Source organism: Sphingomonas sp. Ag1, assembly GCF_000980895.1.
Lineage (GTDB): Bacteria > Pseudomonadota > Alphaproteobacteria > Sphingomonadales > Sphingomonadaceae > Sphingomonas > Sphingomonas panaciterrae.
Genome location: NZ_LAZX01000088.1, coordinates 100,889 through 123,934, shown reverse-complemented (window position 1 = coordinate 123,934; position 23,046 = coordinate 100,889). Strand labels below are relative to the sequence as shown.

General features: G+C 64.4%; 23 protein-coding genes. 18 read left to right on the top strand and 5 right to left on the bottom strand.

Going from position 1 to position 23,046, the window contains the following annotated elements; all coding sequences use genetic code 11:
- Window positions 1-18 precede the first annotated feature (18 nt).
- Window positions 19-597: a hypothetical protein gene (locus XM50_RS08100; protein ID WP_046408783.1), complete on the top strand. Its 579-nt coding sequence runs from the start codon at window positions 19-21 to the stop codon at window positions 595-597.
- Between the two features lie 65 nt (window positions 598-662).
- On the opposite strand, the gene XM50_RS20485 is transcribed toward XM50_RS08100, so the two are convergent.
- Window positions 663-833 (bottom strand): hypothetical protein, encoded by a 171-nt coding sequence (locus XM50_RS20485; protein WP_164521873.1) that lies wholly within the window; start codon window positions 831-833, stop codon window positions 663-665.
- Window positions 834-1,254: 421 nt separating this feature from the next.
- Here XM50_RS20485 and XM50_RS08095 point away from each other — a divergent pair, with 421 nt between their 5' ends.
- Together XM50_RS08095 and XM50_RS08090 are read left to right on the top strand one after the other, a co-directional pair.
- The gene (locus XM50_RS08095; protein ID WP_037448177.1) at window positions 1,255-1,500 is read left to right on the top strand and encodes a hypothetical protein; all 246 of its coding nucleotides are present in this window, start codon (window positions 1,255-1,257) and stop codon (window positions 1,498-1,500) included.
- Between the two features lie 333 nt (window positions 1,501-1,833).
- Entirely contained in the window at window positions 1,834-2,058 is a 225-nt protein-coding gene (locus XM50_RS08090; protein WP_046408781.1) for a hypothetical protein, read from the top strand.
- A 120-nt stretch (window positions 2,059-2,178) separates the two neighbouring features.
- On the opposite strand, the gene XM50_RS08085 is transcribed toward XM50_RS08090, so the two are convergent.
- The gene (locus XM50_RS08085; RefSeq protein ID WP_010339735.1) at window positions 2,179-2,397 is read right to left on the bottom strand and encodes a hypothetical protein; all 219 of its coding nucleotides are present in this window, start codon (window positions 2,395-2,397) and stop codon (window positions 2,179-2,181) included.
- Window positions 2,398-3,024: 627 nt separating this feature from the next.
- On the opposite strand from XM50_RS08085, the gene XM50_RS08080 reads away from it, so the two are divergent.
- The 9 genes from XM50_RS08080 to XM50_RS08040 are packed head-to-tail and all read left to right on the top strand — an operon-like array spanning window position 3,025 to window position 10,975.
- Window positions 3,025-3,315, top strand: coding sequence for a hypothetical protein (locus XM50_RS08080; protein ID WP_010339736.1), 291 nt, complete (start codon window positions 3,025-3,027; stop codon window positions 3,313-3,315).
- Window positions 3,305-5,608, top strand: coding sequence for a type IV secretion system DNA-binding domain-containing protein (locus tag XM50_RS08075; protein ID WP_046408780.1), 2,304 nt, complete (start codon window positions 3,305-3,307; stop codon window positions 5,606-5,608). The genes XM50_RS08080 and XM50_RS08075 overlap by 11 nt, the downstream gene beginning before the upstream one ends.
- Window positions 5,609-5,611: 3 nt before the next feature.
- Window positions 5,612-8,662: a MobF family relaxase gene (gene mobF / locus XM50_RS08070; protein WP_046408779.1), complete on the top strand. Its 3,051-nt coding sequence runs from the start codon at window positions 5,612-5,614 to the stop codon at window positions 8,660-8,662.
- Between the two features lie 39 nt (window positions 8,663-8,701).
- Window positions 8,702-8,902, top strand: coding sequence for a hypothetical protein (locus XM50_RS08065; protein ID WP_046408815.1), 201 nt, complete (start codon window positions 8,702-8,704; stop codon window positions 8,900-8,902).
- Window positions 8,903-8,961: 59 nt separating this feature from the next.
- Window positions 8,962-9,495, top strand: coding sequence for a DUF2726 domain-containing protein (locus XM50_RS08060; RefSeq protein WP_046408778.1), 534 nt, complete (start codon window positions 8,962-8,964; stop codon window positions 9,493-9,495).
- Complete coding sequence (locus tag XM50_RS08055) at window positions 9,488-9,808, top strand: hypothetical protein (RefSeq protein ID WP_046408777.1); 321 nt, start codon at window positions 9,488-9,490, stop codon at window positions 9,806-9,808. The genes XM50_RS08060 and XM50_RS08055 overlap by 8 nt, the downstream gene beginning before the upstream one ends.
- Window positions 9,808-10,311: a hypothetical protein gene (locus XM50_RS08050; RefSeq protein ID WP_046408775.1), complete on the top strand. Its 504-nt coding sequence runs from the start codon at window positions 9,808-9,810 to the stop codon at window positions 10,309-10,311. The genes XM50_RS08055 and XM50_RS08050 overlap by 1 nt, the downstream gene beginning before the upstream one ends.
- Window positions 10,308-10,523, top strand: coding sequence for a DUF5818 domain-containing protein (locus XM50_RS08045; protein ID WP_126002492.1), 216 nt, complete (start codon window positions 10,308-10,310; stop codon window positions 10,521-10,523). Before XM50_RS08050 ends, XM50_RS08045 begins: the two co-directional genes overlap by 4 nt.
- A complete protein-coding gene (locus XM50_RS08040) occupies window positions 10,517-10,975 on the top strand; it encodes a hypothetical protein (RefSeq protein ID WP_046408772.1) in 459 nt (152 codons plus the stop codon). Before XM50_RS08045 ends, XM50_RS08040 begins: the two co-directional genes overlap by 7 nt.
- 47 nt (window positions 10,976-11,022) lie before the next feature.
- Here the strand turns inward: XM50_RS08040 and XM50_RS19190 are convergent, their stop codons facing one another.
- Window positions 11,023-11,442 (bottom strand): hypothetical protein, encoded by a 420-nt coding sequence (locus XM50_RS19190; protein ID WP_126002494.1) that lies wholly within the window; start codon window positions 11,440-11,442, stop codon window positions 11,023-11,025.
- Window positions 11,443-11,613: 171 nt separating this feature from the next.
- On the opposite strand from XM50_RS19190, the gene XM50_RS08030 reads away from it, so the two are divergent.
- From XM50_RS08030 to XM50_RS08010, 5 genes are all read left to right on the top strand, one after another.
- Complete coding sequence (locus XM50_RS08030) at window positions 11,614-13,224, top strand: hypothetical protein (protein ID WP_046408812.1); 1,611 nt, start codon at window positions 11,614-11,616, stop codon at window positions 13,222-13,224.
- A 134-nt stretch (window positions 13,225-13,358) separates the two neighbouring features.
- Entirely contained in the window at window positions 13,359-13,820 is a 462-nt protein-coding gene (locus XM50_RS08025; RefSeq protein ID WP_205499273.1) for a hypothetical protein, read from the top strand.
- Between the two features lie 126 nt (window positions 13,821-13,946).
- A complete protein-coding gene (locus XM50_RS20825) occupies window positions 13,947-14,705 on the top strand; it encodes an ImuA family protein (protein WP_231621901.1) in 759 nt (252 codons plus the stop codon).
- A gap of 271 nt (window positions 14,706-14,976) precedes the next feature.
- Window positions 14,977-16,404, top strand: a complete 1,428-nt coding sequence (locus XM50_RS08015; RefSeq protein ID WP_046408811.1) for a Y-family DNA polymerase — start codon at window positions 14,977-14,979, stop codon at window positions 16,402-16,404.
- Complete coding sequence (locus XM50_RS08010) at window positions 16,401-19,664, top strand: error-prone DNA polymerase (RefSeq protein ID WP_046408768.1); 3,264 nt, start codon at window positions 16,401-16,403, stop codon at window positions 19,662-19,664. The genes XM50_RS08015 and XM50_RS08010 overlap by 4 nt, the downstream gene beginning before the upstream one ends.
- 422 nt (window positions 19,665-20,086) lie before the next feature.
- Here the strand turns inward: XM50_RS08010 and XM50_RS08000 are convergent, their stop codons facing one another.
- On the bottom strand, window positions 20,087-21,493 hold the full coding sequence (locus tag XM50_RS08000) for a hypothetical protein (RefSeq protein WP_205499285.1): 1,407 nt from the start codon (window positions 21,491-21,493) through the stop codon (window positions 20,087-20,089).
- 151 nt (window positions 21,494-21,644) lie between these two features.
- Here XM50_RS08000 and XM50_RS07995 point away from each other — a divergent pair, with 151 nt between their 5' ends.
- Complete coding sequence (locus XM50_RS07995; protein ID WP_046408764.1) at window positions 21,645-22,202, top strand: hypothetical protein; 558 nt, start codon at window positions 21,645-21,647, stop codon at window positions 22,200-22,202.
- 7 nt (window positions 22,203-22,209) lie between these two features.
- Here the strand turns inward: XM50_RS07995 and XM50_RS07990 are convergent, their stop codons facing one another.
- Window positions 22,210-23,046, bottom strand: a complete 837-nt coding sequence (locus tag XM50_RS07990) for a GIY-YIG nuclease family protein (protein WP_046408763.1) — start codon at window positions 23,044-23,046, stop codon at window positions 22,210-22,212.

Below are 23,046 nucleotides of genomic sequence, written 5' to 3'. Positions count from 1 at the left end.
TCAACAAGGGAGGACGAGATGTCCATCACGTTCCGTATCGCGACGGCGGCCGATGACCAGCCGGGTCCGCGAGCCACCATCAACGCCCGGCAACTCGCCGCCTTCCGGACTTTCCTTCGCGAGGAAAGCGCCCGCTGCAGAGCCGTTCTGCTCGACCCCGACGCGCCCGAGGACGAGTATCTTTCCTATCACTTCGAAGCACGCGTCTGCCCACTCGCGCTGGCCGCGATCGCGAGGATTTTCGACTTCGACGCGGACGTCATCAGCGTCGTCGAAGAGGCCCAGTTCCGATGCCGCCGGGTCAGCGTATGGCGGGACGAGGGGGCAGCAACGATCGCCATGCGGGTCGCTCTCACCTCCGATCGGGGCCTCGAACTCGATCTCGCCTCGGGCAACGCCGCTGTCCTGCTTGAGAGCCTCGGACTGGCGCCGGACAGCATCGGCGAAATACCCATAGATGCCGTCCGCGTGCGGCTTGCCAACCCGGCCGTCCGGCGCCGTGCGGAGGAGGAGGGGATCACCCCGTATCTTGATCGGCTCGACCAGCTCATCGGCCTGGCCGACGCCGACGACACTTCGCGGCTGGAATGGGCATAGCCTCCGCCCGTTCCCGCCGCCGAAGGAGGGCGCGTCACCTCGCATGGCGCGCCCTTTTTTGCCGCTCAGGCTTGCGCCGAATTGCCGGGCGCGGGCTTCAGGAGGGCATCGATCGCGCGTTGCAGATGAAGCGACGCCTCGTCCTCGCCGATCGCGCCGAGATACTCGCGCGCCTGACGCATCAGCGCCAAGGCGAGCGCCCGTGTCACGCCCGGATCCTTCTCGTTGAGGTCCATATCGCATTCCGGAGCGCGACCATCATCGGAGCAACTTGGGCGCTCTCGCCAAGCAACTCCCGCGCTGGGGCGCGGGAGCCGGGGCTGGTAACACGTCGAGACATGCGCCTACGCTTTTAGTGCCGAGGCACCTGGACATATGCGCAGGCACCCCGGCGTGAAACCACACCGAGTTGCCTTTCTCGACGGGATTACCAGTCCCGGCGCCACGGCCTTCGCAGCGCAGCGCGGGAACTAACACAGACCATCCGCGACACCAAGGCACAGCGGCCATGCCCTACTGCCACTGCGACGGGCACCCCTGATCAGCCCTTGGGCGGGGTCGCGCGCCCGGCTCCTCTTCTCTCCCTCCGCCAAAACGGCGGCGTCTCGAACGAAAGGGCGCTCGAGCGCTCAATCCCCTCGCACCTGGAGCGCAACCATGACCGTATCCGCAACCCACGCTGCCGTCGCCGCCATCGCATCGATCGACCGCGAAACGGCACGGCTGCGGCGCCTCCTCAACCACCGAGAAACCTTTCTCTCCGGAATCGATCGCGCCGCCCTCACGACCGCCGAAAACGCCCGGATCGCGGAGCGGGAAGCGGCCCTGTCGCTGGAGCTTCGGCTCCGCGAGATTGAAGGGGACGCGCTCCTCTGGAGGCTGTTCCATGACGGCATGGAATAGCGAAGGCTGCCAGACGCAGGCTCGCTCGCGTGACGCGCGGACCCGCCGGTCCGCACGCCGCTACGCCTCGGCCTGGTCCTCCGACCGAGAGGAAACATCTCTCACAGTCTTCCCATTCTGTCGGCCGGGCGAGGCCGCCTCAAGGACGGCGGGGCCCCACCATTTTCTCCGGCGGATCGAGCGCAGCGCTCCCCCCTCGACACCGGTGGCCGCCGAAGAAAATCGTGACCCCCACCGCCGCTGCGCGGTCGCCGGCAAGCCGGCGATCCTTGACCCGACCTCACCCGCCCGACGCGCCTTCCCCTGTCATTCAAGACAGACAGGAGCATAGCCATGCAGACGATCACCAACACCGCCGCCGCCCACAACAACGCCTACTTCGCAGCGGTCGCCAACGCGGAACGCCGGGCGCTTCACAGCTTCTTCGATCAACATGTCATCGAGGATGAAGAGCAGGGATATCTCGCCATCGACGAGGGCGATTACGGGAACCTCACACCGGCGATGATCGACCGGATCGTCTACACCGCGCCGGGCGGGATCCTCGACGAGTTCTGAGACCGACAAAAAGGGGAGGGGCGCGCGTCGCCTCTCCCTTTTTTTGCTGGGAGGAATACGGGCATAGGGGGCATCGAACCCCCTATGCCCGTGCCGCAGCGCTGCCGCGGCAGGCTGGGTTCAGGCTCTCAGCCGCTTTTCGACCTCGTCGATTCCGAGCGATTTTACCCGCTCGACGATCGCGGTCAGCCGCTTGATCTCAAGCTTCAGCAGGCCCGTTTTTTCCACCGCCGATATGGCCTGCTCGCGCTCTCGCTCTTCGAGCTTTCGGCGGCGTTCCTCCAATCGCTGTGCATCCGCTTCGAACGCTGCGCGCTCCTGTTCCAGTGTCTTTGCCATAGGTGCCTCTGTTCAAGGCTGATCGGGCTATGAACAGTTTGACCATAGCGGGAGAGCCTCCGCCCCGGAAGGAGAAGAATGGTGCGGGGGCGCATCGGGCTTCTCGCCCGATGACGGCTCTATTCGCTAGGGCTGCCGCACCCCGTTGGGGCCCGGCACCCCAACCTCACGGAGCCAAGGCATGCGCCTTGTCTCCGCCCATTCGGGTGACGATCCTCGCCTGACCAGGGCGCCCGCTGGCGGGACCGCAGCTTCGCGAGGGCCGATTCTCGCCGTTCCGCCTGCCGGCGGACCTCTGCCCAGCCGGACCCGGCTACGGGCCATTTCCAACGACCTCCGGACAGGTCCGGGACCATATAGCGGTCTCTTGGGATATGCGCACACCCTACGCACCTGAAGGTGCAGGATTCCCGTGTTCCCTCAATAGCTTAGGGCGACCGGAGAGCGTGCCACGGCGTGGGACGTTCGCGAGGGAGTCTGTTTATCCCAAGCCTTCAGTGACTTAGCCGTGCCACGTGGTGCCACGCGCTCTGTGTTCCCCATTTCTCTTTGCCGCCCACCGCGCGATCGGTTATATCTCCACACGCTTTCTCAGGTCCCCACCAGCCTCTCTGCTAGGAGGCTGGTTTGTCCTCGACGACACGGCACTGCACGGTCCGGCTCGACCGCCAGCAGTATGATCGCATTCTGGCCCTCGCGACGGACCAGGAATGCAAGCCCTCCGAGATCATCCGGGCGGCAGTCGATGCCTATCTCGGCACGGCGAGCGTCATCACGTCCAGCCACCGCCGATTGGCGCGGATCAGCGAGTTCATGCAGCTCGCGCTCGACGTCATCATCAGCGAGCAATATCCCGAATTCCGCGAGCGGATCATCGCCAATGCGGACAAGCGCCTGGAGCAATACCATGGCGCGTAAGGACATCCGCACCGATGGCCGCGCCATACCCCTGACCCATCATTCGGCGCGGGGCAAAGTCCATCGCAACGCCGGCAATTTCACGCGCGGAAGCCAGCTTCTCACCCACGAGATGCTGATGTGGTTCTCGGGCGCGAAGCTGCCCTTCATCCTGTGGTTCTTCGCCTTCCTCGCGGCCTGGTTCATCATCTTATCGCTCAAGCTCGACGAGCACGGCTTCCAGCTCGTCTGCATGAAGCTCTACGCGATGCTTTGGGACTGGGTCGGACTGGACCCTGCCAAGCGGGTCAACGTCACCCTCCCCAACGGCGAAATCCACCGCACGATCATGGCGGTCGTGCAGTATATGCCCGAGGTCCAGAGGGCCTGGAGTGTGGCCGTGCGGGGCCTGCTCGGCGCCATCCTCGTCTCCGTCTTTCTCACGATCCCGCTGACCATCTGGTTCGTCGATATTTCGCGGCGTCGGGGCCGGTCGATCCTGCAGGAGCGACACGAGCGGGGCGCCATGCTAGTCGAGCGCGAACTGCTTCTCGCGGAGGTGTCCCAACACAACCAGGCGGCGTTCGAAAAGGAAGCCCGGGAGTGCCTGCCCGACCTCTCGCCGCGGCAGGTGCTGCAACTGCCCTTTGCGGCGCGCAAGGCCGCCGGGATCCACCATCCCTACATACTCGCCGGCATCCCGTTCCCGCACCGGATGGAACAGTCGCACACGATGCTGGTCGGCACCACCGGGTCGGGCAAGACGACCGAGCTGCGCAGCCTCGTCAAGCAGATGCGCGAGCGTCAGGACAGCGCCGTCATCTTTGATCTCACCGGTGCCTATGTCGAGGCATTCTATGACCCCGAGCGCGATACGATCCTCAATCCGATGGACCGGCGCTGCCCGGCATGGTCGATCTTTTCGGACTGCTGCACCCACAGTGAGTTTACCGCCGCCGCTGCGGCCCTGATCCCGTCGGACGGCGGCTCCTCAGAACCGTTCTGGGCGCTCGCGGCGCGAACTCTCTTCATCGAAATGTGCGTCCGCCTGCAGGAGCGTGGTGAGACCACCAATCTCGCGCTGTCGGAACATCTGATGACGGCCGATCTAAAGCGCGTTCACCGCTACCTTCAGAACACCATCGCCGACCCTCTGACGGCCCCGGAAGCCGCCCGCATGGCGGAGTCGATCCGCGCCGTCTTCAACACGAACGCGCAGGTCCTCCGCTTCCTGCCAGACGAGGGTCCGCGCTTCTCGATCCGCGAATGGATCACGGGTGAGAAGAAGCCAGGCTCCATCCTTTTCATCACCTCAAATTACGTCGACATGCCGATGAACCGGGCGCTGCTGACGCTCTGGATGGACCTCGCCATCAACCGGCTCATGACCATGCCGCGCACGCGGTCGCTGCGCACCTGGTTCATGTTCGACGAGCTCGGCGCACTTCACCGGCTGCCAGCCATCGAGAATGGCCTTCAGACGGCCCGCGCCTTCGGCGGCGCAATGATCCTCGGCATCCACAGCTTCGAAAAGCTGGTCGAGGTATATGGCGAGCAGGGCGCCCGCAATCTCGCCTCGCTTGCCCGCTCCAAGCTCATCCTCGCGACCGCCGATCTCGACACCGCCGAGCAGTGCGCCCGCTATATCGGCAACCGCGAAGTCCGCCAGATGGATGAGGCCTACAGCTACGGCTACAACAACACGCGCGACGCCTCGACGCTGACTCCGCGCAAGCAGGTCGAACCGCTCGTGATCGCCGACGACATCACGAACCTGCCCTCGATGCATGGCTTCGTGAAGTTCCCCGACGGCTTCCCGGCCGCTCGGATCAAGCTCGTCTGGAAGGACTATCCCCAGGTCGCGGACGGCTTCCTGCCCCGCCCCGACATGAAGCCGGTGCGATCGAAGCGCGGAGAGGAAGTGTTCGACGGAGAAGGGGGTGGTGAAGCCGGTGGGCGTGATGGTGCCGGCCAGGTGATCCAGGAGGTGGTAGAGCCGGTCAACGTGGCGAAGGAAATGGCCGCGCGCATCCTGTCTGCCGAGGTCGATGCGGAGAAGGAATCGACCAGCAAGGCGGTTCACGAAAACAACGCCGACCGCGACGGACAGGCACCCCGTCAACATGCGGCCGACATCGCACAGACTGCGCGCGCGGCAGCAGAGCAGGAGGCAGCGCAGGCCCGAGAACGTGATGATCGAAAGGACGGTCGCAGCCATCACAGCGCGCCGCGGGTCGAGGATCAGACGATCGTCGAGCTACGCCAGGATTTCTCCGCCGGCCGCGAGCCTGACGGCATGGACATGGGGATCTAGCCAGTGCTCTCGGTCGCCTCCGTCCGTTCCGCCTCCGGCGCCGCCGGCTACTTCGCCAAGGACGACTATTACACCGTCGACGACAGCTCGGAGGTCAGTGCCTGGGGCGGCGAGGGCGCCTCCGACCTGGGCTTGTCCGGCGAGGTGGCGAAGGATGCCTTCGAAGGCATCCTGAACGGTATTCTGCCGAGCGGGGAGGGCGTGGCACAGGTCGAGAACCGGCGATCGGGCGTCGACCTCACCTTCTCGGCTCCGAAGTCGGTGTCGCTGCTCGCCTATGTCACCGGCGACAAGCGGATCCTCGGCGAGAACGGCGCCAACATGAAGGCGGTCGCGCGGGCGATGGCCTGGGTCGAGAAGAACCTCGCCGAAGGGCGCAAGGACGTGGAAGGGCGCAAGGTTCCGGTGCAGACCGGCAACCTCGTCTTCGCCTTGTTCCAGCATGACACGAGCCGCGCCCTCGATCCTCAGGCGCACGTCCACGCAGTAATCGCCAACCTGACCAAGATGCCCGACGGCAAATGGCAGGCGCTCCATGCCGACAAGATCTGGAGCAACAACACGGTGATCGGCTCGATCTACCACGCCTTCCTGCGCGAGGAGATGGAGAAGCTGGGCTACAGGCTAGAGCTCAAGGGCAAGCACGGGACGTTCGAGGTAGCCGGTGTCCCCAAGGCGGTGCTGGAGGCGTTCAGCCAGCGCCGCGAAGCCATTCTCGAGAAGGCGGCCGAGCTCGGCATTACCTCTCCCAAAGGGCGCGACAGCGTCACCACCAATACGCGCGATCCCAAGCTGAATGTTGAGGACCGCGACGGCCTCCGACGCGAGTGGATCGAGAAGGCGGCGGCCCTCGGCTTCGATGGCAAGGCCCTGCTCGAGGCGGCGCTTGCAAGATCCGAACAGCGCGAGCCGGGAAGCGCTCTCGAGCGCGGCTATCGCGCCGTCTCCGAGGCGCTTACGAACGCCTGGGAAAAGCTTGGCGACATCCTCAAGCCGCACGATCCTCTCGTCGATCGGGGCCTGGCTCGGGTGACCCACTCGCCGGCAGAAGCTCGTGCGCAGCTGGCTGTTGCGTCCGCCGTGCGCATGCTTTCCGAGCGTGAAGCCGCCTTCAACGTCAACCAGCTCGGCAAGACCGCTCTGGATCTCGGTCTGAAGGGCGTCACGGTCGACCATGTCGAGCGGCGGATCGCTCAGCTTGTGGAACGCGGCCAGCTGATCGCGGGCGAGGCGCGCGTGGGCGACACCCGGCCCCGCATGGTGACCACGCAGGAGGCCCTCAGGACCGAGGAGCGCATTCTCAAGGCGGTGGAGCAGGGGAAGGGCGCTTCCACTCCGATGATTGCGGCCAGCGAGGCTCCCGAGCGCTTGCAGGCACATGCGGATCGCGAGCTCAACGCCGGGCAGCTCGCCGCCGCCACACTGATTGTCTCTTCGGAGGACCGGACGGTGGTGGTGCAGGGCATAGCCGGCGCCGGCAAGTCGACCATGCTGCAGTCCGTCGCGCGGGTCGCCGAGGCGGAGGGGCGGGCCGTCACGGGCCTCGCCTTCCAGAACAAGATGGTGGCGGACCTCGCAGAGGGCGCCGGAATCAAGTCCCAGACCATCGCCTCCTTCATTCTTGCCAACGAGCGGCACGTCACGAACCGGCAGGGCGACGCCTATGAGCAGGCGCGGGCCGTGTTCGGCGGCCAGATGCTCGTCGTCGACGAGACCTCGATGGTGTCGAGCGACGACATGCTGAAGCTCCATCAAATCTCGGCCGCGCTGGGCGTCGACAAACTCGTTCTCGTTGGCGACCGGCAGCAGCTCTCCTCGATCGATGCCGGAAAGTCGTTCGCGCTCATCCAGGCCGGCGGGGGAACCATGGCGCGCATGGACGAGAACATCCGCCAGCGCACCGATCAGCTGCGCACCGTCGCGGCCCTGGCCAATGTCGGCGAAGCGGGCAAGGCCATGAAGGTGCTTGGCGACAGCGTCATCGAGCACAATAGCCCGGCCTTGCACGCAGCCGAAATGTGGCTCGGACTCTCGAGCGCCGATCGGGAGTCGACGGCGGTGTTCGCGTCGGGCCGCGCCTCGCGCGCGATCATCAATCAACGCATTCAGGACGGGCTTGCGGCCGAGAAGACCGTGCGCGGCGAGGGGATTCACCTCACCGTCTACGAGCGGGTGAATACCACGCGCGAGGAGTTGCGGTACGCATCCACCTACCGGCCCGGACAAACCCTCGAGGTAGGCAGGGGAGGCGGTCAGGACGTCGGCCTCGCCGCCGGCCGCTACGACGTCGACAAGGTCCACCCCAACGGCAAGGTCGATCTTCTCGACGGTCGCCGGCGCATCCGGTTCGACCCACAGAAACTCTCGCCAACCGAGAAGCGCGACCGCCTTCAGCTCAGCGAGAAGAAAGATCTTCATCTGCGCGAAGGCGATCGCATTCGCTGGACCGCCAACGACAAGGGGAGGGGGCTCCACAACGCCGCCCTCGCACGCGTCCTCACCATCGATGCGAGCGGCGTCACCGTCGAAACCGCGAGCAAGGAGCGGCTGACGCTCGACCTGGGCGATCCGATGCTGTCGCGGCTCGACCTCGCTTACTCGCTGAACATGCACATGGCGCAGGGCATCACCACCGACAAGGCGATCACCGTCATGTCGAGCCAGGAGCGCAACCTGTCCAACCAGCGCCTGTTCAACGTCGGCGTCACCCGCGTTCGCGACGAAATGACGATGGTGGTGGACGATAAAGCGAAGCTCGAGCGCCAGCTCGACAACAACCCCGGAAACAAGACCTCGGCGCTCGAAACGGTGGGTCGGCTCGACGTCGACCGGGAACGCGGCACGGGCACCAGCCCGCGCGAAAAATTCGATCCCGGCCCTGTCGATCTGTCGGACTTGCCGCCTTTGCCAGGCGACCCGCCGCTTCCGACTGCCGGGAAGGGCCAGGCTGCGTCTGCACCGGGCGATCCCCTCAAATCACCGCCCGAGCTCAAGCCCGACCGCAGCGACGTGCTGCCGCCGCTGCCGGAACGCAGCCTGGGGCTCGATCTGTGACGACCGACCGGCCGGACCGCCGGATTGAAGGAGACGACGATGAGTGGATGGGATTTCGACGACGTCGGCAAGTTCGGCAGCGACAAGGCAGCCGAGGACTTCGCCAAGCGCAACAATGTGGATCCCCGCGACATCCGAACCCGCGACAAGGGCGATGGCGTTGAACTGGAGATCCGGCGCTCCAGTCTGGACCGGCGTGGGCTCAAGGACAGCGGCGAGGGGCGCCGCGACGGCTGGTAACCGGCAGACCGGCGCGGCCCCGGTTGTTGGCCGCGCCTTCCATTCCGAGGGGTGACGCAATGACACAACTGTTCGGATCGCCAATCGCGACCGTATTTCTTATCGTCTGCGCGGTCATTATACTTGCGCTGGTGAAAAGCGCGGCGGCACCGAGTGGACCGCCCGCGCCGGTGGCCAAGCGCTTTCTTACCGACCGCGAGCTGGCCATGCTCGCGGCGATCGAGCGCGCCCTGCCCGCACACCGCATCCACGCGCAGGTGGCAATGGGGGCTCTCCTGCAGGTTCCACGTCGGCTCGGGCGCAAGGTGTCCCCCGCTGATCGAAACAGCTTCTCGCAGAAGATCATCGACTTCGTAGTGCAGGACCGGGAGACTGGAACGATCGTCGCCTTGATCGAGGTCGACGACTATACCCATAACGCCGCGACCGACGCAAAGCGTGATGCGATGACATCGCGCGCTGGCTACACGACGATCCGCATCGCGGCAAAGACCAAGCCGACGCTGGCGAATGTCCGTGAGGCGCTCGCACCGTTGCTTCATTCGGATCGATCTGCGGGCGCGATCGCGGATCGGGGGGCGAACCATGCTTGAGACCCAGATCATACTGGCGATCTACGCCGCATCGCCGCTGTACCTCAGGGGTGATCTCGCCACCCCGGCATGGGTGCGCCTACCGAGCATTCTAAAGCTTCCTGCCGGCCTTCGGCGGGACGTCCGCATCGGGACTATCGCCGGCCTCGCCCTCCTCGTCTGGGTGGAACTGGCCAGTCACTCGTCGGCGCTCGGAAGGGCCGAGTGCGCGGCGTGGTTGGCGGTGCTTGTCGAGTGCCCCGCCTTTCTGAAGATCGCGATGCACCGCGACCAAGGCGTCTACTATCAATCCAGCGTCGAAGGGGCTGCGTAGTGGCGATCGACGACCGCGACTATACGCGCGAGCGGTATCGCCAGCGGCAGAAGGTTGATCCCGGCAAGCTCCGCTGGGGCTTCGGCAAGGCAGCGAGGGACGCAAACGCGCCGAAGACGAAGTCAACGCCGCTTGGCAGCGCTTCGTTGAATCGACGGAAAATCTCGCGACGACTTCACGCCGCCATGGTCCAGCGCTGGCAACCGCGGCCACCACTCGGGGGGAGAACGGAACCCGTAATGGAACAGTGCGACCTCTTCGGCGAACCGCCGCCTCAATCCCAAGCGGAAGAAGTGACCAAGGTGCCCCTCTCCCCGCTCGCCGCGCCCTGCGCTTTCAGGAACCGATCGAACAAATCCTGCCAACGCCTCGCTCGCGATCCGATCAGGCTGGACGGGCGCACGCTGCACTATCACGGCCGGCTTCTCCTCCACTGTCCCTTGGTATGCTTCAATGGCGCCTCGGCCGAGGAAACCCGGGTCTATGCCGAGGCAGCAGAATGACGGCCAGCAGCCCTGTCCGGTTAACCGGCGTGGTGGACATGACGCCACGTGGGCTGATGCTGATCGAGGGAGACGGGATGCGCTGGCGGCTCGTTGGGGACGTGATCGCCGGACACCTGATCGGTAAGTCGGTCACCGTCGAGGGAATGATCATCGGGGCGGCCATCACGGCCTATTATCTGGCACCGGCGCCGGAGACTTCGCCATGCTGATCCGGGCGACCGCATTCCCATACCGTCGACCGGGGTGCCCGCATCGCGGCCATCTGATCAATCACTGGCCGCGCGACAGCAATCTCGAGAGCTGCCAGCTCTGCCTGCGCCCGATGATCCTCCTTCGACGGCCTACGGACTGGAACGGGCCGAAGCGGCTGCGCGGGCTGCTCGACATCGGATTTGCACTGTACGGCCTGCTCACGATCGGGCTCGTTGCGGTCTTCATCGTCACCGGGCTGTCACCTCACGGCTTTGCCAAGGCAATCTCGGTTCTGCTCTTCATCATCGGCACCGTATTGGCGACCGACGGCGTGCTCGGGCTCCGCTCCGGAATGGACAGGACGGGCAAGCGGCTTCGCGTGGGGCGATCGGCACGCGTCGTTGCCGGCGGGAAGCTCGCTGCGGGCGCGGCGGCGATCCTGCTTTTGTGCATCGGTCTCACCCTCTGAGTAAGGTGGTGCACGAGAGCTTGCGGCGCTTTGCACCAAAGTGGATGTTATCCGCCCGCGCTCAAAGCGGCGGCATCATCCATGACCGTGTCCGGATCGCCGAAGCGATAGGACGCCAATTCTTCGCAATCGCTCCTGCTGAGAGGACTCTTGCTGTAGGTGCCTCGAGCCCAGCTGCTTGTTGTGGTGTGCCTTTCCCCTAACCGCAGCATCTCGTCGTGCGGTGCGACGTACCAGACACCGCGGTCGGGGAACGCGATCCAGATGTCTCGGCCGATATATTTCTTATCGATGGTCCACCGGCCTTTGAGCTGCACCAGCTTGGTATCGCCAGTCGCCTCGTTCAACAGGATCAGGTCGATGCCATTGTCATAGACCGGCAGATAGGCGTTGTAGCCTTGATTGAGTGCGACGGTGACGAGCGCATTGCGGTTCACCACTTCGACAGCATCGCTGGTTAGCTTCATCATCCCTCCTGATACCGTTCGCCCACATGGTCCCGTGCTTTGTGGCAGCTATAACCAAGCCGATACCGGCGACTTCTGCGACGGCGCCTGCTGCACGGTAGAATATCGCAAAAAGCTGATTCAAGGTCTCTGCAATCAGGGGTAGTCATGCTCCGCTACCCGGGGGTGCCTATGCCGATCGTACAGAGATATTTTGAGTTGCGTGATGTGCTGCCGCTGCAAGGGCGGCCATGGATACCGCTCCGCCACGATGCCGATGTCGTGATCGACCCACCTGAGGCCGGTATCGTCGAGCTGCGGGAATATACGGGCATCGCCACTGCCGCGATCTTCGACACCCATCGATCAGAGGGCGACAAGGTCGTCTGGAGCGACTTGGGGGTCGGCGCACACCGGGGCGGCATGGAACCGTGGGGCTATCGCGCTTCCGACCTGTTCTATGGCAGGTCCACTCAGCCGATCGGTTCCAATCTCGTGATCGACCAGTATCTCGAGGACGAACACCTTCACATCTGGCACCTGCATCCCGACCTGGTCGTGGCCCTCCGCCTTCTACGTGAAGGTGATTGCTGGTTTCGACCGGAGGAGGGCTGGGCCGAGGTCGCGCGATTGAAACGAGATGCTGAGGACCGCCCGATCCTGCTTGAGATTAGGCCGGAGTTCCTTGGTGACTACCTCAGCGCCCGCGGCATGGCCCTGTATTGTTCGAGCTATCACCAGCGGACCGCCACCACCATCGACAAGCCTGTCTACAGCTGGCCAGGCGACGCTTTCGCCGAAGTCAGGGGCAGGGACGAGCGGGAGGGTCGAACCGGACCGGGGCGCTGGCCGACCCCCAGTGATCAGTACCGCACGATGGGCGCCATGTGGCGAACGGAATGGGTCCAGCCAAGCGGGCTGAGTACACGCATCCGGGGCGACAAGGATCCCCATACCACGAGCTTCATACTGGAGAGTGACGGCACCCGCAGGTCGGGCGATGGTCTGGCTGGGGTGTCGACATGGTTATATTTCGATCCCACCGTCGTCTCCACCTTGATGCGCCATCGCGGCGCGAGCCTGCATTGGTACAGCGCGGAAACCGGAGGCCTGGGCGCCAGCACCGGTGTCCACTTCGGGGTCAACCGGCTCGGCCTGATCACGGTCTTCGCAAAAGACATCGGAGCACTCGATCCTTGGGAGCAGCGGCTGTGGAGCGCTCATAACGTAACGCCCGACGGCGGCGTGGCAGAGGAGTTGTTCGCCGCTCAGATGGATGTGACACCGGCCAGTACGATCGCACCAGAATCGCAGCTGGCCGCGGCGCTTGCGGAGATCGACGCGGCTTTCAGCGGCAAATATGGCGTCCCGCTCCTCCGCGACGACCAGGCCGTGCCTCGGCTGTTGCGCCGCGCGCACCGCTTCCAGGCGGCTGAAGCAGACGGTTTGCTGGAGCTAGCCAAGGAGGTCACTCGCCTTTTCATGGAGCGGGTCGACGTCGATGCCGTCCTTGCGCCTCTCAACCTGCCCAAACCCAAGGATGGTCGGAAGCCGGGTTCGAATAAGGCGCTGGAGAAACTCCTCGGCAGTCTAATCCCTGGGAACGACGCGAGCACGATGATGGCGCCGCTCTTCGGGATCTACGATCTTCGGCTCGCCGACGCACATCTTGGTTCGAGCAACATCGCCAGCGGCAAGGAGCGGGCAGGGGTCGATGATACCGCGCCAGCAGCGATGCAAGGCCGTCAGCTGCTGGATACCTTCGTGGCTACGCTTCGCCAGATATCGGCGGCGATCGCCTAATCGGGAAGCATATCGACGATGGTCACTTCAGCAATTTTCGATCGCTCGACCCGGAAACGGCCGATCTTGCACACGAGCTGATCGATAACGCTGACCGGCAACGCTCAGCCTTCATGTCATTTATGAGCCTTTGGATGGGCTTCAACGGCTGGATGGAATCGGTGACCGGCGCGGACCATGACGCGGCCATGATCACCGCGATTGCCGAAAACCGGCGGGCTACCGATGCCTATGAAGAGCTGATGCAGGATGACGATTTTCAACGACGCGTGATGGCCTTCTCGCAATTATGGCCGGTGCTCAACGTCCGGGACGTGCGGCAGAAGCTCGGTCGTGATGCCTTCTGGGCGCAGGACCGCGACGAGCTTTTCGACCGCCGTCGACGCGTGGGCGTCCGGATGCAACCAGTGGGCTGGACAGACGGAGATGTTCCAACCTGGCCGCAGCTCTTACGGACCATATATTGCGTTCGCTGCAACCTGTTTCACGGTGCGAAATCGCCCCAGCACGGTCGCGATCGTGACTTGGTGCGGCGATCCGGTCGTATCCTGCGGATGTTCATCGAGCGTGGTCGCTGTTTCGAGTGGACGGACTAGGGCTGCCGCCGAGCCGATGCGCGGTCTGAAAAGGTCGTCCTCGGACGGGAGCTCGACACGATCGAACTGTTGACCCAAAGACAAGGATGGCAGAACATAAGGGGAACGCTCCGAGTCTTTGTTTTTATGCCTGCCGTCGATTCCCGCCTTGCGAACATAGCCCAGCTTCGCTCCATCGCGACACCCATCGCCGAGTACCGGACGATGCCCTTCGGGGTGCCCGAGTTTGACCAGCGGCTTGCCAGCGGGGGCTTGAGAGCGGGAGCGCTCCATGAGGCGACCGCGCATTCATGCTCGCTCGTTGACGATGCGGCGGTGACCCTGTTTTTGTGCGGTATAGCCGCTCGGGAAGCTGCAATCAGCGCAGGACCGGTCCTTTGGGCAAGCTGTCGCAGCGATCTGTACGCCCCGGCGTTGTCTCAGGCGGGGTTGTCCTCAGCTGCCGTCATTCACGCCCAGCCGCGCGATGATGCTGAGTTGCTCGCGGTGGTCGAAGATGCGATCCGAGACGGTACGCCTGCTGCCATCGTTGCCGAGGCTGAGAAGGTCTCGATGGTCGCCTCCCGCCGCCTTCAGCTTGCTGCAGCTGATGCCGACCTCCCGGTCCTGCTCCTGCGACGGCGGCGGCGCCGTGATCACGATCCGTTTGGCGAGCCATCGGCTGCCTGGACTCGCTGGCGGATCGCGAGCGCCCCTTCGGAGAGGCTCGGCGTCGCCGGTGTAGGACGGCCACGCTGGACGGTCGAACTCGCGCGCCAACGAGGTGGCGAGGCTTTTTCCCTGATCGTGGAAGGCAGCGATGAGACGGGTCGTCTCCGCGTTCCTGCCGCACTTGGCCATCGAACGGCTGAGACGGCAGGAACGGTCCGCCACGCGGCCGCCTAAACGGCCGAGCCTCCAGCTACCCGTCGACGACGATCCCGGCGCTTGCTCGGTCCCGCGCGGGGGCGGATGGCGGCCGGGCGCCCGGTGGGCCCGCAGCGGAATGCTCACGCGCGCGGATGTTGAGGCACAGATCGTGACCTTGCCACGGCATGCGCAGCCGCCTGCCCGCGAGCTGGGCCGTCGATCGGAGGCCGCCCAGCATCCATTCAAAGCGCCGCCAGCGGCGAAACCGCAACAGACCGCACCTGTCGCGGAGGCGGTCGCTACCCCGCTGGCTCTCTTCGGGAAGGTTGGGCGAAGAGAAGAGATCGTCGCGGCGTGCGCTGGCGCGCAAGCGCTCGGAATCCATGTCGGCATGGCTGCCACGCACGCGCGTGCGCTTGTGTCGGACCTGGACCTTCGTCCCGCCGAGCCGGAGGCCGACGCGGCGCTGCTCGATCGGCTGGCGCTTTTCGCAGTTAGGCAATGGTCGCCGATCGCAGCGGTGTCGCCCCCCGATGGCCTGTGGATCGACCTCACCGGGTGCGAGCACCTCCATGGCGGCGAGTACCAGTTCTGCCAGAGACTGCTCGTCTTTTGCCGACGGGCGGGATTTACCGCTCGCGTGGCCGTCGCCGATACCCCCGGTGCGGCTCACGCAATCGCCCGGTTTGGCGCCGACGATCTCGCCTGCGTGACGCCGGGTGCCACCACGGTCGCGCTCTCCTCGCTGCCGATCGCAGCACTCAGGCTCGACCCAACGGCGCTCAGCGCAGCGCGGCGCTTCGGCTTCGAGAGAGTAGCTGATCTCCTGCCGGTGGCGCGCGGTCCCCTAGCGCGGCGACTAGGCTTGCCGGCCATCACCCGGCTCGATCAGGCGCTTGGCTCGACCGCGGAGCCGATCACTTCGCGCGACGATCCATCCATCCCCGTGGTGGAGCGCCGCCTTCTGGAGCCGATCGGCACCGCCGACGCGATCGAGCAGGTCATGGGCGATCTCCTGCATGATCTCGCCGAACTGCTGCAGGGGCGGGGGCTTGGCGTCCGCTCGCTCCGCCTTGCCGGCCTGCGGGTTGATGGCAGCGAACAGATCGTGGGCATCGGCACGTCGCGGCCGACACGCGAGGTGCCGCATCTTCTGCGACTGCTGAAGCTGCGCATCGAGCGCATCGACCCAGGCCTGGGTGTCGAGCGGTTTTGGCTGGCAGCGCCCCACACGGAGCCTCTCGACGCGATTGATCTAGGGGCGGTGCTCGCAGGAGACACGCTCGTCCGCGACCCAGCTCGCTTGGTGGATGTGGTCGCTGGCCGTATCGGCAGTGGCTCGGTTTTTCGGATCGCTCCCGTTGAAAGCCATGTTCCGGAACGCGCGGTAGCACGCACGAACCCTGTCCATATTCCAGGCGACTGGCCCAAATGGCAGCGTCCGGTTCGACTGTTCGCTCGACCAGAGCCGCTATGGGGCGTCGTAGCACTCCTTCCCGATCAGCCGCCCCGCCGCTTCGAATGGCGCGGCACAGCTCACCGCGTCGTCGCCGGCGACGGACCCGAACGCGTCCATGGCGAATGGTGGCGGCGCGATGCAGAGGTCTGGGCCGTCAGGGACTATTATCGGGTCGAGGACGAAGATGGCGGCCGGTACTGGCTGTTCCGGCGCGGCGATGGGATGGACGACAACACTGGCGACCTTAGCTGGTGGATCCACGGCGTCTTCGCATGAGCGCCTATGTCGAGCTTCAGGTGCTGACGCACTTTTCCTTGCTGCGCGGCGCATCGAGCCCGGAAGAGCTATTTTCAGCCGCAGCCCTGCTCGGCTATCCCGCTCTCGGGATAGGTGACATCGGCACCGTCGGAGGCGTCGTGCGCGCCTGGGAGGCGCAGAAAGCGACTGGGGTGCGATCGATAGCGGGCACACGCGTCGATTTGTCGTGCGGTCGTCGCCTCATCCTGTATCCGACCGATAGACCAGCGTGGTCGCGCGTCACCAGGCTTTTGACCGTCGGGAAGAAGCGCGCGGGGAAGGGCGGGTGCCTCCTTCATTGGCATGACCTGCAGCCGTGGTCAGCGGGCGTCATCGCGATCCTCTTGCCGCACGAGGCTGACACAGAAAATCTGAGCAGCCTTGCCGACCTGAAGGCCATTTATGGTCGCAGGGCCTACATGGCGCTGTTTCAGCGTCGCCGTCCCGACGACGCGGTGCGGATTGACGCGCTTGCCCGTCAGGCGGGCGGTGCCGGCGTCCGTGCCGTCGTGACCGGCGACGTCCTCTATCACGCGCCTGAGGCTCGCCTCCTGCAGGATGTCGTGACTGCGGTTCGCGAGAAGTGCACCGTCGACGAGCTCGGCTACCGGCGGGAGGTGAATGCCGACCGAGCGCTCAAATCACCCGACGAAATGGCCCGGCGCTTTCGCGCCTACCCCGATGCGCTGCAGGCCAGCGTCGACATCGCGCGCGCTTGTACCTTCAGTCTGGACGAACTCGCTTATCAATACCCGCACGAGCGGGTGGTCGAGGGTCTCACGGCGCAAGAAGCCCTTGAGCAGATGGCGAACGATGCGGTCGACCGGCTGTTCGATGGTGATGTGCCGCAACCTTACCGCAGCCAGATCGACCACGAACTGCGGCTGATCCGTGAACTAGGTTACGCCCCCTACTTCCTGACCGTCCATGCGATCGTGCGTGAAGCGCGACGTCGCGGCATCCTCTGCCAGGGACGCGGGTCTGCGGCGAACAGCTGCGTGTGCTTCGTGCTGGGCATCACGTCGATCGACCCGATTAAGCACGAGTTACTCTTCGAGCGCTTCGTATCGGGCGAGCGCCGCGAACCGCCGGACATTGACGTCGATTTCGAACATGAGCGCCGTGAAGAAATTATTCAGTGGATCTACGAGACCTACGGCCGTGACCGCTCCGCTCTGACAGCCGTCGTTACCCGCTATCGCGCGCGCGGCGCGGTGCGCGATGTCGGCAAGGCGATGGGCCTGCCCGAAGATCTGACCGCCTCGCTTGCAGGCTTGGTCTGGGGTTGGTCGGCCGAAGGCGTGGGCGAGAAGCAGGTCGAAGAACTCAATTTGGATCTCGGAGATCGCCGGCTGCGCCTGACGCTCGATCTCGCGCGCAAGCTGATTGGTACGCCGCGCCATATGTCCCAGCATCCCGGCGGCTTCGTCCTCACGCATGACCGTCTCGACGACCTGGTACCTATCGAACCGGCCGCGATGGACGACCGGCAGATTATTGAATGGGACAAGGATGACATCGACGCCCTGAAATTCATGAAGGTCGACGTCCTCGGCTTGGGGATGCTTGGCTGCATGAACCGCGCCTTCAACCTTCTCGAGGAAGCGAAAGGTTGCCAGATCGGCCTTGCGGACCTGCAGGATGATGACCCTGCGGTGTTCGCTATGATCCAGAAGGCCGATACGCTTGGGACCTTTCAGATCGAAAGCCGCGCGCAGATGTCAATGCTGCCGCGGATGAAGCCGCAGCGCTTCTACGATCTCGTCATACAGGTCGCGATCGTCCGGCCAGGGCCGATTCAGGGGGACATGGTGCATCCCTACCTTCGGCGGCGCGAGGGTTTGGAGAAGCCGGAATATCCCCGGCCCGAGCTGCGTGCGGTGCTGGAAAAAACGCTGGGGGTTCCGCTCTTTCAGGAACAGGCGATGAAGGTCGCTATCGTCGGCGCAGGCTTCACGGCCGCCGAGGCGGACGCTTTGCGGCGGGCTATGGCGACCTTCAAATTTACCGGCGGGGTCTCGCATTTCTCGGAGAAGCTGATCGAGGGGATGGTGGCGCGCGATTATCCGCGCGAATTTGCCGAGCGCACCTTCCGCCAGCTCGAAGGCTTCGGCTCCTACGGCTTTCCGGAGAGCCACGCCGCCTCCTTCGCGAAGATCGCCTATGCCTCGGCCTGGATGAAGCATCATCACCCTGACGTCTTTTGCGCCAGCCTGATGAACGCCCAGCCGATGGGCTTCTATGCGCCCGCGCAGATCGTTCGCGACGCACGCGATCACGGTGTGGAGGTCCGTCCGCCCTGCATCAACGCGAGCCGGTGGGACTGTACGCTGGAGCCCACGAACGGCCGCTATCTCGCGGTGCGGCTTGGACTGCGCCAGGTCCGCGGTCTTTCGAACGCAGACGGTGCGGCAATAGTCGGCGCGCGCTCGACCGCTCTGTTCGATTCTGTCGAGGACGTGTGGCGCCGATCACGGGTCCAGCGGGCGGCTATCGAGAAGCTGGCAGACGCCGACGCCTACCACGCGTTCGGCGCCGATCGTCGCCAAGGGCTCTGGAAGGTGAAGGGCCTCGGCGAGGCACCTTTGCCGCTATTTGCGGCCGCTGACCGCGAAGCGCAGACCGTGAGCGCCGAGGGCCTCGAGCCGGCCGTCACCCTGCGGCCGCTAACGGATGGTCGCGAGGTGATCGAAGATTACCGCTCGCTCCAATTGTCACTGCGCGCCCATCCTCTCACATTCGTCCGCGACGAACTGGCGCGGCGAGGCGTGACCCGTTGCGCGGATCTCGCGAGCATCCGAGACGGTCGCCATGTCGAGGTCGCCGGCATCATCCTTGTTCGACAAAAACCTGGTTCGGCAAAGGGCGTCCTCTTCATCACGATTGAAGATGAGACAGGCATCGCGAATGGCATACTCTGGCCGGACCGGTTCGAGGCGCAGCGCCGAACCGTCATGTCGGCATCGATGATCGGCATGAAGGGCAGGGTCCAGAAAGAAGGCGAGGTAATCCACGTCATCTGCGATCGGATCATCGATCACGGGGATCTGCTTCACCGAGTGGGCGAGCTGTCATTCCCGCACCGGACCGGTCGAGGCGATGGAGCTCGCCATGCCGGCGCCCCCGACCGCGGAGACAAGGGTTGGAAGCCCGAGCCACGCAACTGCTATTGGCCGCCTCACGCTGACGGCATGGATCCAAAGGAGGTCGTGCGGTTCAAGTCACACGATTTCCGCTGAGCTATGAGTGCCCTTCCGCGCCACCAGCGCGTCGTCATCGCCCTTTCCGTCCATATCCTTCGCTCCGCGACCGCACGATCCTCCGACACTCGCGTCGACGTCGTCGAGGTACGTTTGGCCTTGCGCTGCCTGCTTCAACACTGCCCGGAGCGCTGGCCTCTGGAGAATTTCTGGGACGCGGCAGCCCAGGCCAATGACATCGGTCGCTCGCAGGGTGTGACCGCTGCCTTCAATGGAATCGTCCGCCAATTGCGCCAAGCGGGACGCTACGATGAGGTGTCACCGCTCTGAAATAGTGGCCCCAAGTCGTTCCAGCCGGAAACACTTTGCCGGTTCCCGGAAAAGTCTTTCCAACCACGTGGGGGGCGCTCCCCACCACGCATGCGGTGCACGCATGCGCTCAGAATAAGCCACGGGATGCATCACCGGCCAGCGGCGATCCGGGCGCGGGTTAGAGCGTGGAGGAGATCGAGCATCTGGTGCAGCCGGGCGTCGCCTTCCTCGCTGGACCATGGCTCGACGAGATTGCCATGCATCACCGAGTTGCGAATCTCGTACCAAGTCTGCACGTGCGCCGCCTCCAGCGTGCCCGCCTTGCCGAGTTGGCGCATGAAGGCGACGACGCTGCGCTTGCTCACCATCCCAAGGTTGGAGAGCATTCGGCCGCGCAAGGCGGGGTCGTCCTTCCACGCCTCGATCTGCTTTTTCATTGACGCAAGAAGTTCATCGGAGAATTCTGGCCGTCTGTCGTCCTCGGTCATCAACTCGTTCGCCAGTGCCTCAGCCGCGCCGGCGAGCGTCAGCGTGAGCACCCAGCGCGAACCGAGCTGGGCTTCGGCGAGCTCATCGTAATAACGTGTCAGCGGATTCGCTTCGAAAGATCCGACCTTGACGATGAACGTAAGAATGTCGGCGTAGAGCTTCCAAAAGGCTTCCGCCCGTCCGTGTTCGATCGCGAAGGGCTGCAGCAAGCCGATCGCAGACGGCTCCCGATGGCGCGGCGATGGCCGCAGCCACACATGCGCAGTGCCGTCACCGAGGTTGCGCGCGACCATGCGCGGATAGACCGGCACGCCGAGCAGGATACGCAGCGGCTCTGTCAGCCAATTCTCCAAGAACGGATGAGAGAGAACCCCGCCCGCGTCGGCAGTGATCCACAACGCCTGGCCTGACGGCTCATACGAAAAGGTGATGCTAGTCCCGAGGACCTCAATCACGTGTTGGCCCGGCCCGCGGCTCGCCAAGATACGGCGCTCGCCGATGAATGCCGTGGTTGTCAGCGGCTCGCTCATCGGCAGGTCGATTGGCGGCACGAGCAACAGCTCGACATTGCTCCGCTTCGATACCCAGTAGCCTTTAGCCAGCGCGTGCAGTGCGTCGATTTCGCCGCTCAGCGGCCACCCGTTATTGTGGTCGGCGAAGAAGTCCACCTGGGTATAGCCGCCCACCCATTCGACCCCGCGATAGTCCGTCGCAAACAAGCGGAGGAGGTCACGGGCGTCATACGGCTGCGACTTCTGCCGGTTGAACACCTCCAGTGCCTGCCGCAAATCTACCGAAGGCGCCGCATGCATATAGAACCGCATCTTGGTCGTGCTGACGATTTCGATGCGACCCGAACCCTTGAAGATCGCGCCTTCCTCGTCGCGCCCGAACAACGTCATTTGCGGGCACTCGATCGTTCGCGGCAGACCCGACAACATCTGTCGCCAGCTGTCGAGTGTATGGAGATCACGCTCGCTGGTTTCTTGGAGCGCGGCGGTCTCGGCCGGCTCCTCAACACGTAGCGCGTTGGCTATCCAATTGCGTAAGTTGTTTAAGAGCCGCATCCTCATCACCCTCTAGCCGCGCCCCGCCGTCAAAAATCCGTACCGCTCGCGGCACTTTACCTCGCTCGGTGAAGTGCCACGAGCGGTTAAAGTCTTTGTGGCCCTCCTGTGCGGGATTCACTTTGCCGGCACTCTGTGCTTGTAATGTTCCATGTTTCAGCCCGATCTCTTTTCCCTTGAGGACTGTGCTCGGCCGGTGAAAGCCGGAGAGCCTACGCGCCCGCTTGACCTACCGGCCATTCTGGAGCGGCTGACGATCGTATGCGAGCGACCGCGTTACAGCTTCATGGTGCTCAACTTGATCGCCCAGGCGAGTGCTCAGACGGGATCGGCGGGACCGTACATCCGCGAGGGTGACCGCCGGATTCCCGTCCGGGATTGGCTATGCGACGCACTGGTTCCCGTCGCTCAGCGCGACCCCCGTCGTCTCGCGATCGCAGACAAGGTGCGACAAGACCTTGAGGCTAAGTGTGCCCTTCCGGTCGATCCGGTGGCGGCAAACAGGATCGTCGACGCTCAGGTTCGCAAGCGGGTTCGTCAGTCCGGCCGCACAAATGTCAGCCGCGCCGTTTCCGAGTTGGTTCGCGCCGGCTTCGTCAGGCGGCATTATCAGGGCTACCGGGTGGATCACCAAAATCGGGGCGCCCAGCGGCAAGCGGTTTACACGATCACCGAGGAAGCACGTCGGGCACTTCACGCCGGTCGGTGAAACACCCTCAATTACGGTTAAGGCCCAGCTCCCGGCTTTGTAGCTTCGCTTTCCAAAGCTGCTCTGCAGCGATGATCTCCTCGACGGTGGCGCTTGATCCGCTCACTTCGAGAATGCTGGCCTGATAGTCGCTCGGGTCGCGACTTTTCAGACCCAGATTGCCGCCATGGCCATCTCGGATGTAGGTGAGCCAGCGGCCGAAGAAACCGCTCTCGCCTGTGGCCGAACCAACATATTGCTCGCGCGTGCGCGGGCAGGTCAGAAGGTAAACGCCCCGCGCCGCGGTAAGCGCGGCGATCCAGCCCTTTGGCAGTGCTTCCAGCGACGAGAGGTTGCCGATGAACCGCACATAACCTGGGAACGCTTCCTCCTGAAACGTGCGGCTCAATTCGAGTATAGCCTTCGCCTGGCTACCGGCACGCTGGATCCAACTCCGGGTTCCTGCGCCCCAGTCGATGGTCAAACGGCCGCTCATGTCCTCCAACGCGAATACGGAGGTTTGCGCATAGAGATCGAGCGGCCGGGTGCCGCCTTCGGTTGCGAGCTTGTGACGCAGCGGGTCGACAATGTCGTCGGGCGCACTCCCGATGAGCGAGATTTCGTAAAGTCCCACGAACAGGGTGGCTGCCGCGGGCGTCACGACGAAGCTCGCCCAATATCTTGCGGAAAGACGAGCGCGGTTCTGGCTCGTCTGAAGGCTTTGATACACGAGGAAGCCCGCCCGATCGTCGCGCCAGAGCGAATAAGGCGTCCGGCCCGCAGAATGCGTTTGATGCCGCAGGAGACGAACGGAATCAGGGCTTATGCCCGCTTCGTCGAGGACCGCGTTGAAAGTCAGCGCCAT

Bases quoted from the DNA above. Each gene is read 5' to 3' on its own strand.
- XM50_RS08065 (WP_046408815.1), top strand. From the start codon at position 8,702: ATGAGTGGATGGGATTTCGACGACGTCGGCAAGTTCGGCAGCGACAAG.
- XM50_RS08085 (WP_010339735.1), bottom strand. From the start codon at position 2,397: ATGGCAAAGACACTGGAACAGGAGCGCGCAGCGTTCGAAGCGGATGCA.
- XM50_RS07990 (WP_046408763.1), bottom strand. From the start codon at position 23,046: ATGGCGCTGACTTTCAACGCGGTCCTCGACGAAGCGGGCATAAGCCCT.
- XM50_RS08010 (WP_046408768.1), top strand. From the start codon at position 16,401: ATGAGCGCCTATGTCGAGCTTCAGGTGCTGACGCACTTTTCCTTGCTG.
- XM50_RS08045 (WP_126002492.1), top strand. From the start codon at position 10,308: ATGACGGCCAGCAGCCCTGTCCGGTTAACCGGCGTGGTGGACATGACG.
- XM50_RS08025 (WP_205499273.1), top strand. From the start codon at position 13,359: ATGGGCTTCAACGGCTGGATGGAATCGGTGACCGGCGCGGACCATGAC.
- XM50_RS08100 (WP_046408783.1), top strand. From the start codon at position 19: ATGTCCATCACGTTCCGTATCGCGACGGCGGCCGATGACCAGCCGGGT.
- XM50_RS08090 (WP_046408781.1), top strand. From the start codon at position 1,834: ATGCAGACGATCACCAACACCGCCGCCGCCCACAACAACGCCTACTTC.
- XM50_RS08055 (WP_046408777.1), top strand. From the start codon at position 9,488: ATGCTTGAGACCCAGATCATACTGGCGATCTACGCCGCATCGCCGCTG.
- XM50_RS08075 (WP_046408780.1), top strand. From the start codon at position 3,305: ATGGCGCGTAAGGACATCCGCACCGATGGCCGCGCCATACCCCTGACC.
- XM50_RS07995 (WP_046408764.1), top strand. From the start codon at position 21,645: ATGTTTCAGCCCGATCTCTTTTCCCTTGAGGACTGTGCTCGGCCGGTG.
- XM50_RS08040 (WP_046408772.1), top strand. From the start codon at position 10,517: ATGCTGATCCGGGCGACCGCATTCCCATACCGTCGACCGGGGTGCCCG.
- XM50_RS20485 (WP_164521873.1), bottom strand. From the start codon at position 833: ATGGACCTCAACGAGAAGGATCCGGGCGTGACACGGGCGCTCGCCTTG.
- XM50_RS08030 (WP_046408812.1), top strand. From the start codon at position 11,614: ATGCCGATCGTACAGAGATATTTTGAGTTGCGTGATGTGCTGCCGCTG.
- XM50_RS19190 (WP_126002494.1), bottom strand. From the start codon at position 11,442: ATGAAGCTAACCAGCGATGCTGTCGAAGTGGTGAACCGCAATGCGCTC.
- XM50_RS08095 (WP_037448177.1), top strand. From the start codon at position 1,255: ATGACCGTATCCGCAACCCACGCTGCCGTCGCCGCCATCGCATCGATC.
- XM50_RS20825 (WP_231621901.1), top strand. From the start codon at position 13,947: ATGCCTGCCGTCGATTCCCGCCTTGCGAACATAGCCCAGCTTCGCTCC.
- XM50_RS08060 (WP_046408778.1), top strand. From the start codon at position 8,962: ATGACACAACTGTTCGGATCGCCAATCGCGACCGTATTTCTTATCGTC.
- XM50_RS08000 (WP_205499285.1), bottom strand. From the start codon at position 21,493: ATGCGGCTCTTAAACAACTTACGCAATTGGATAGCCAACGCGCTACGT.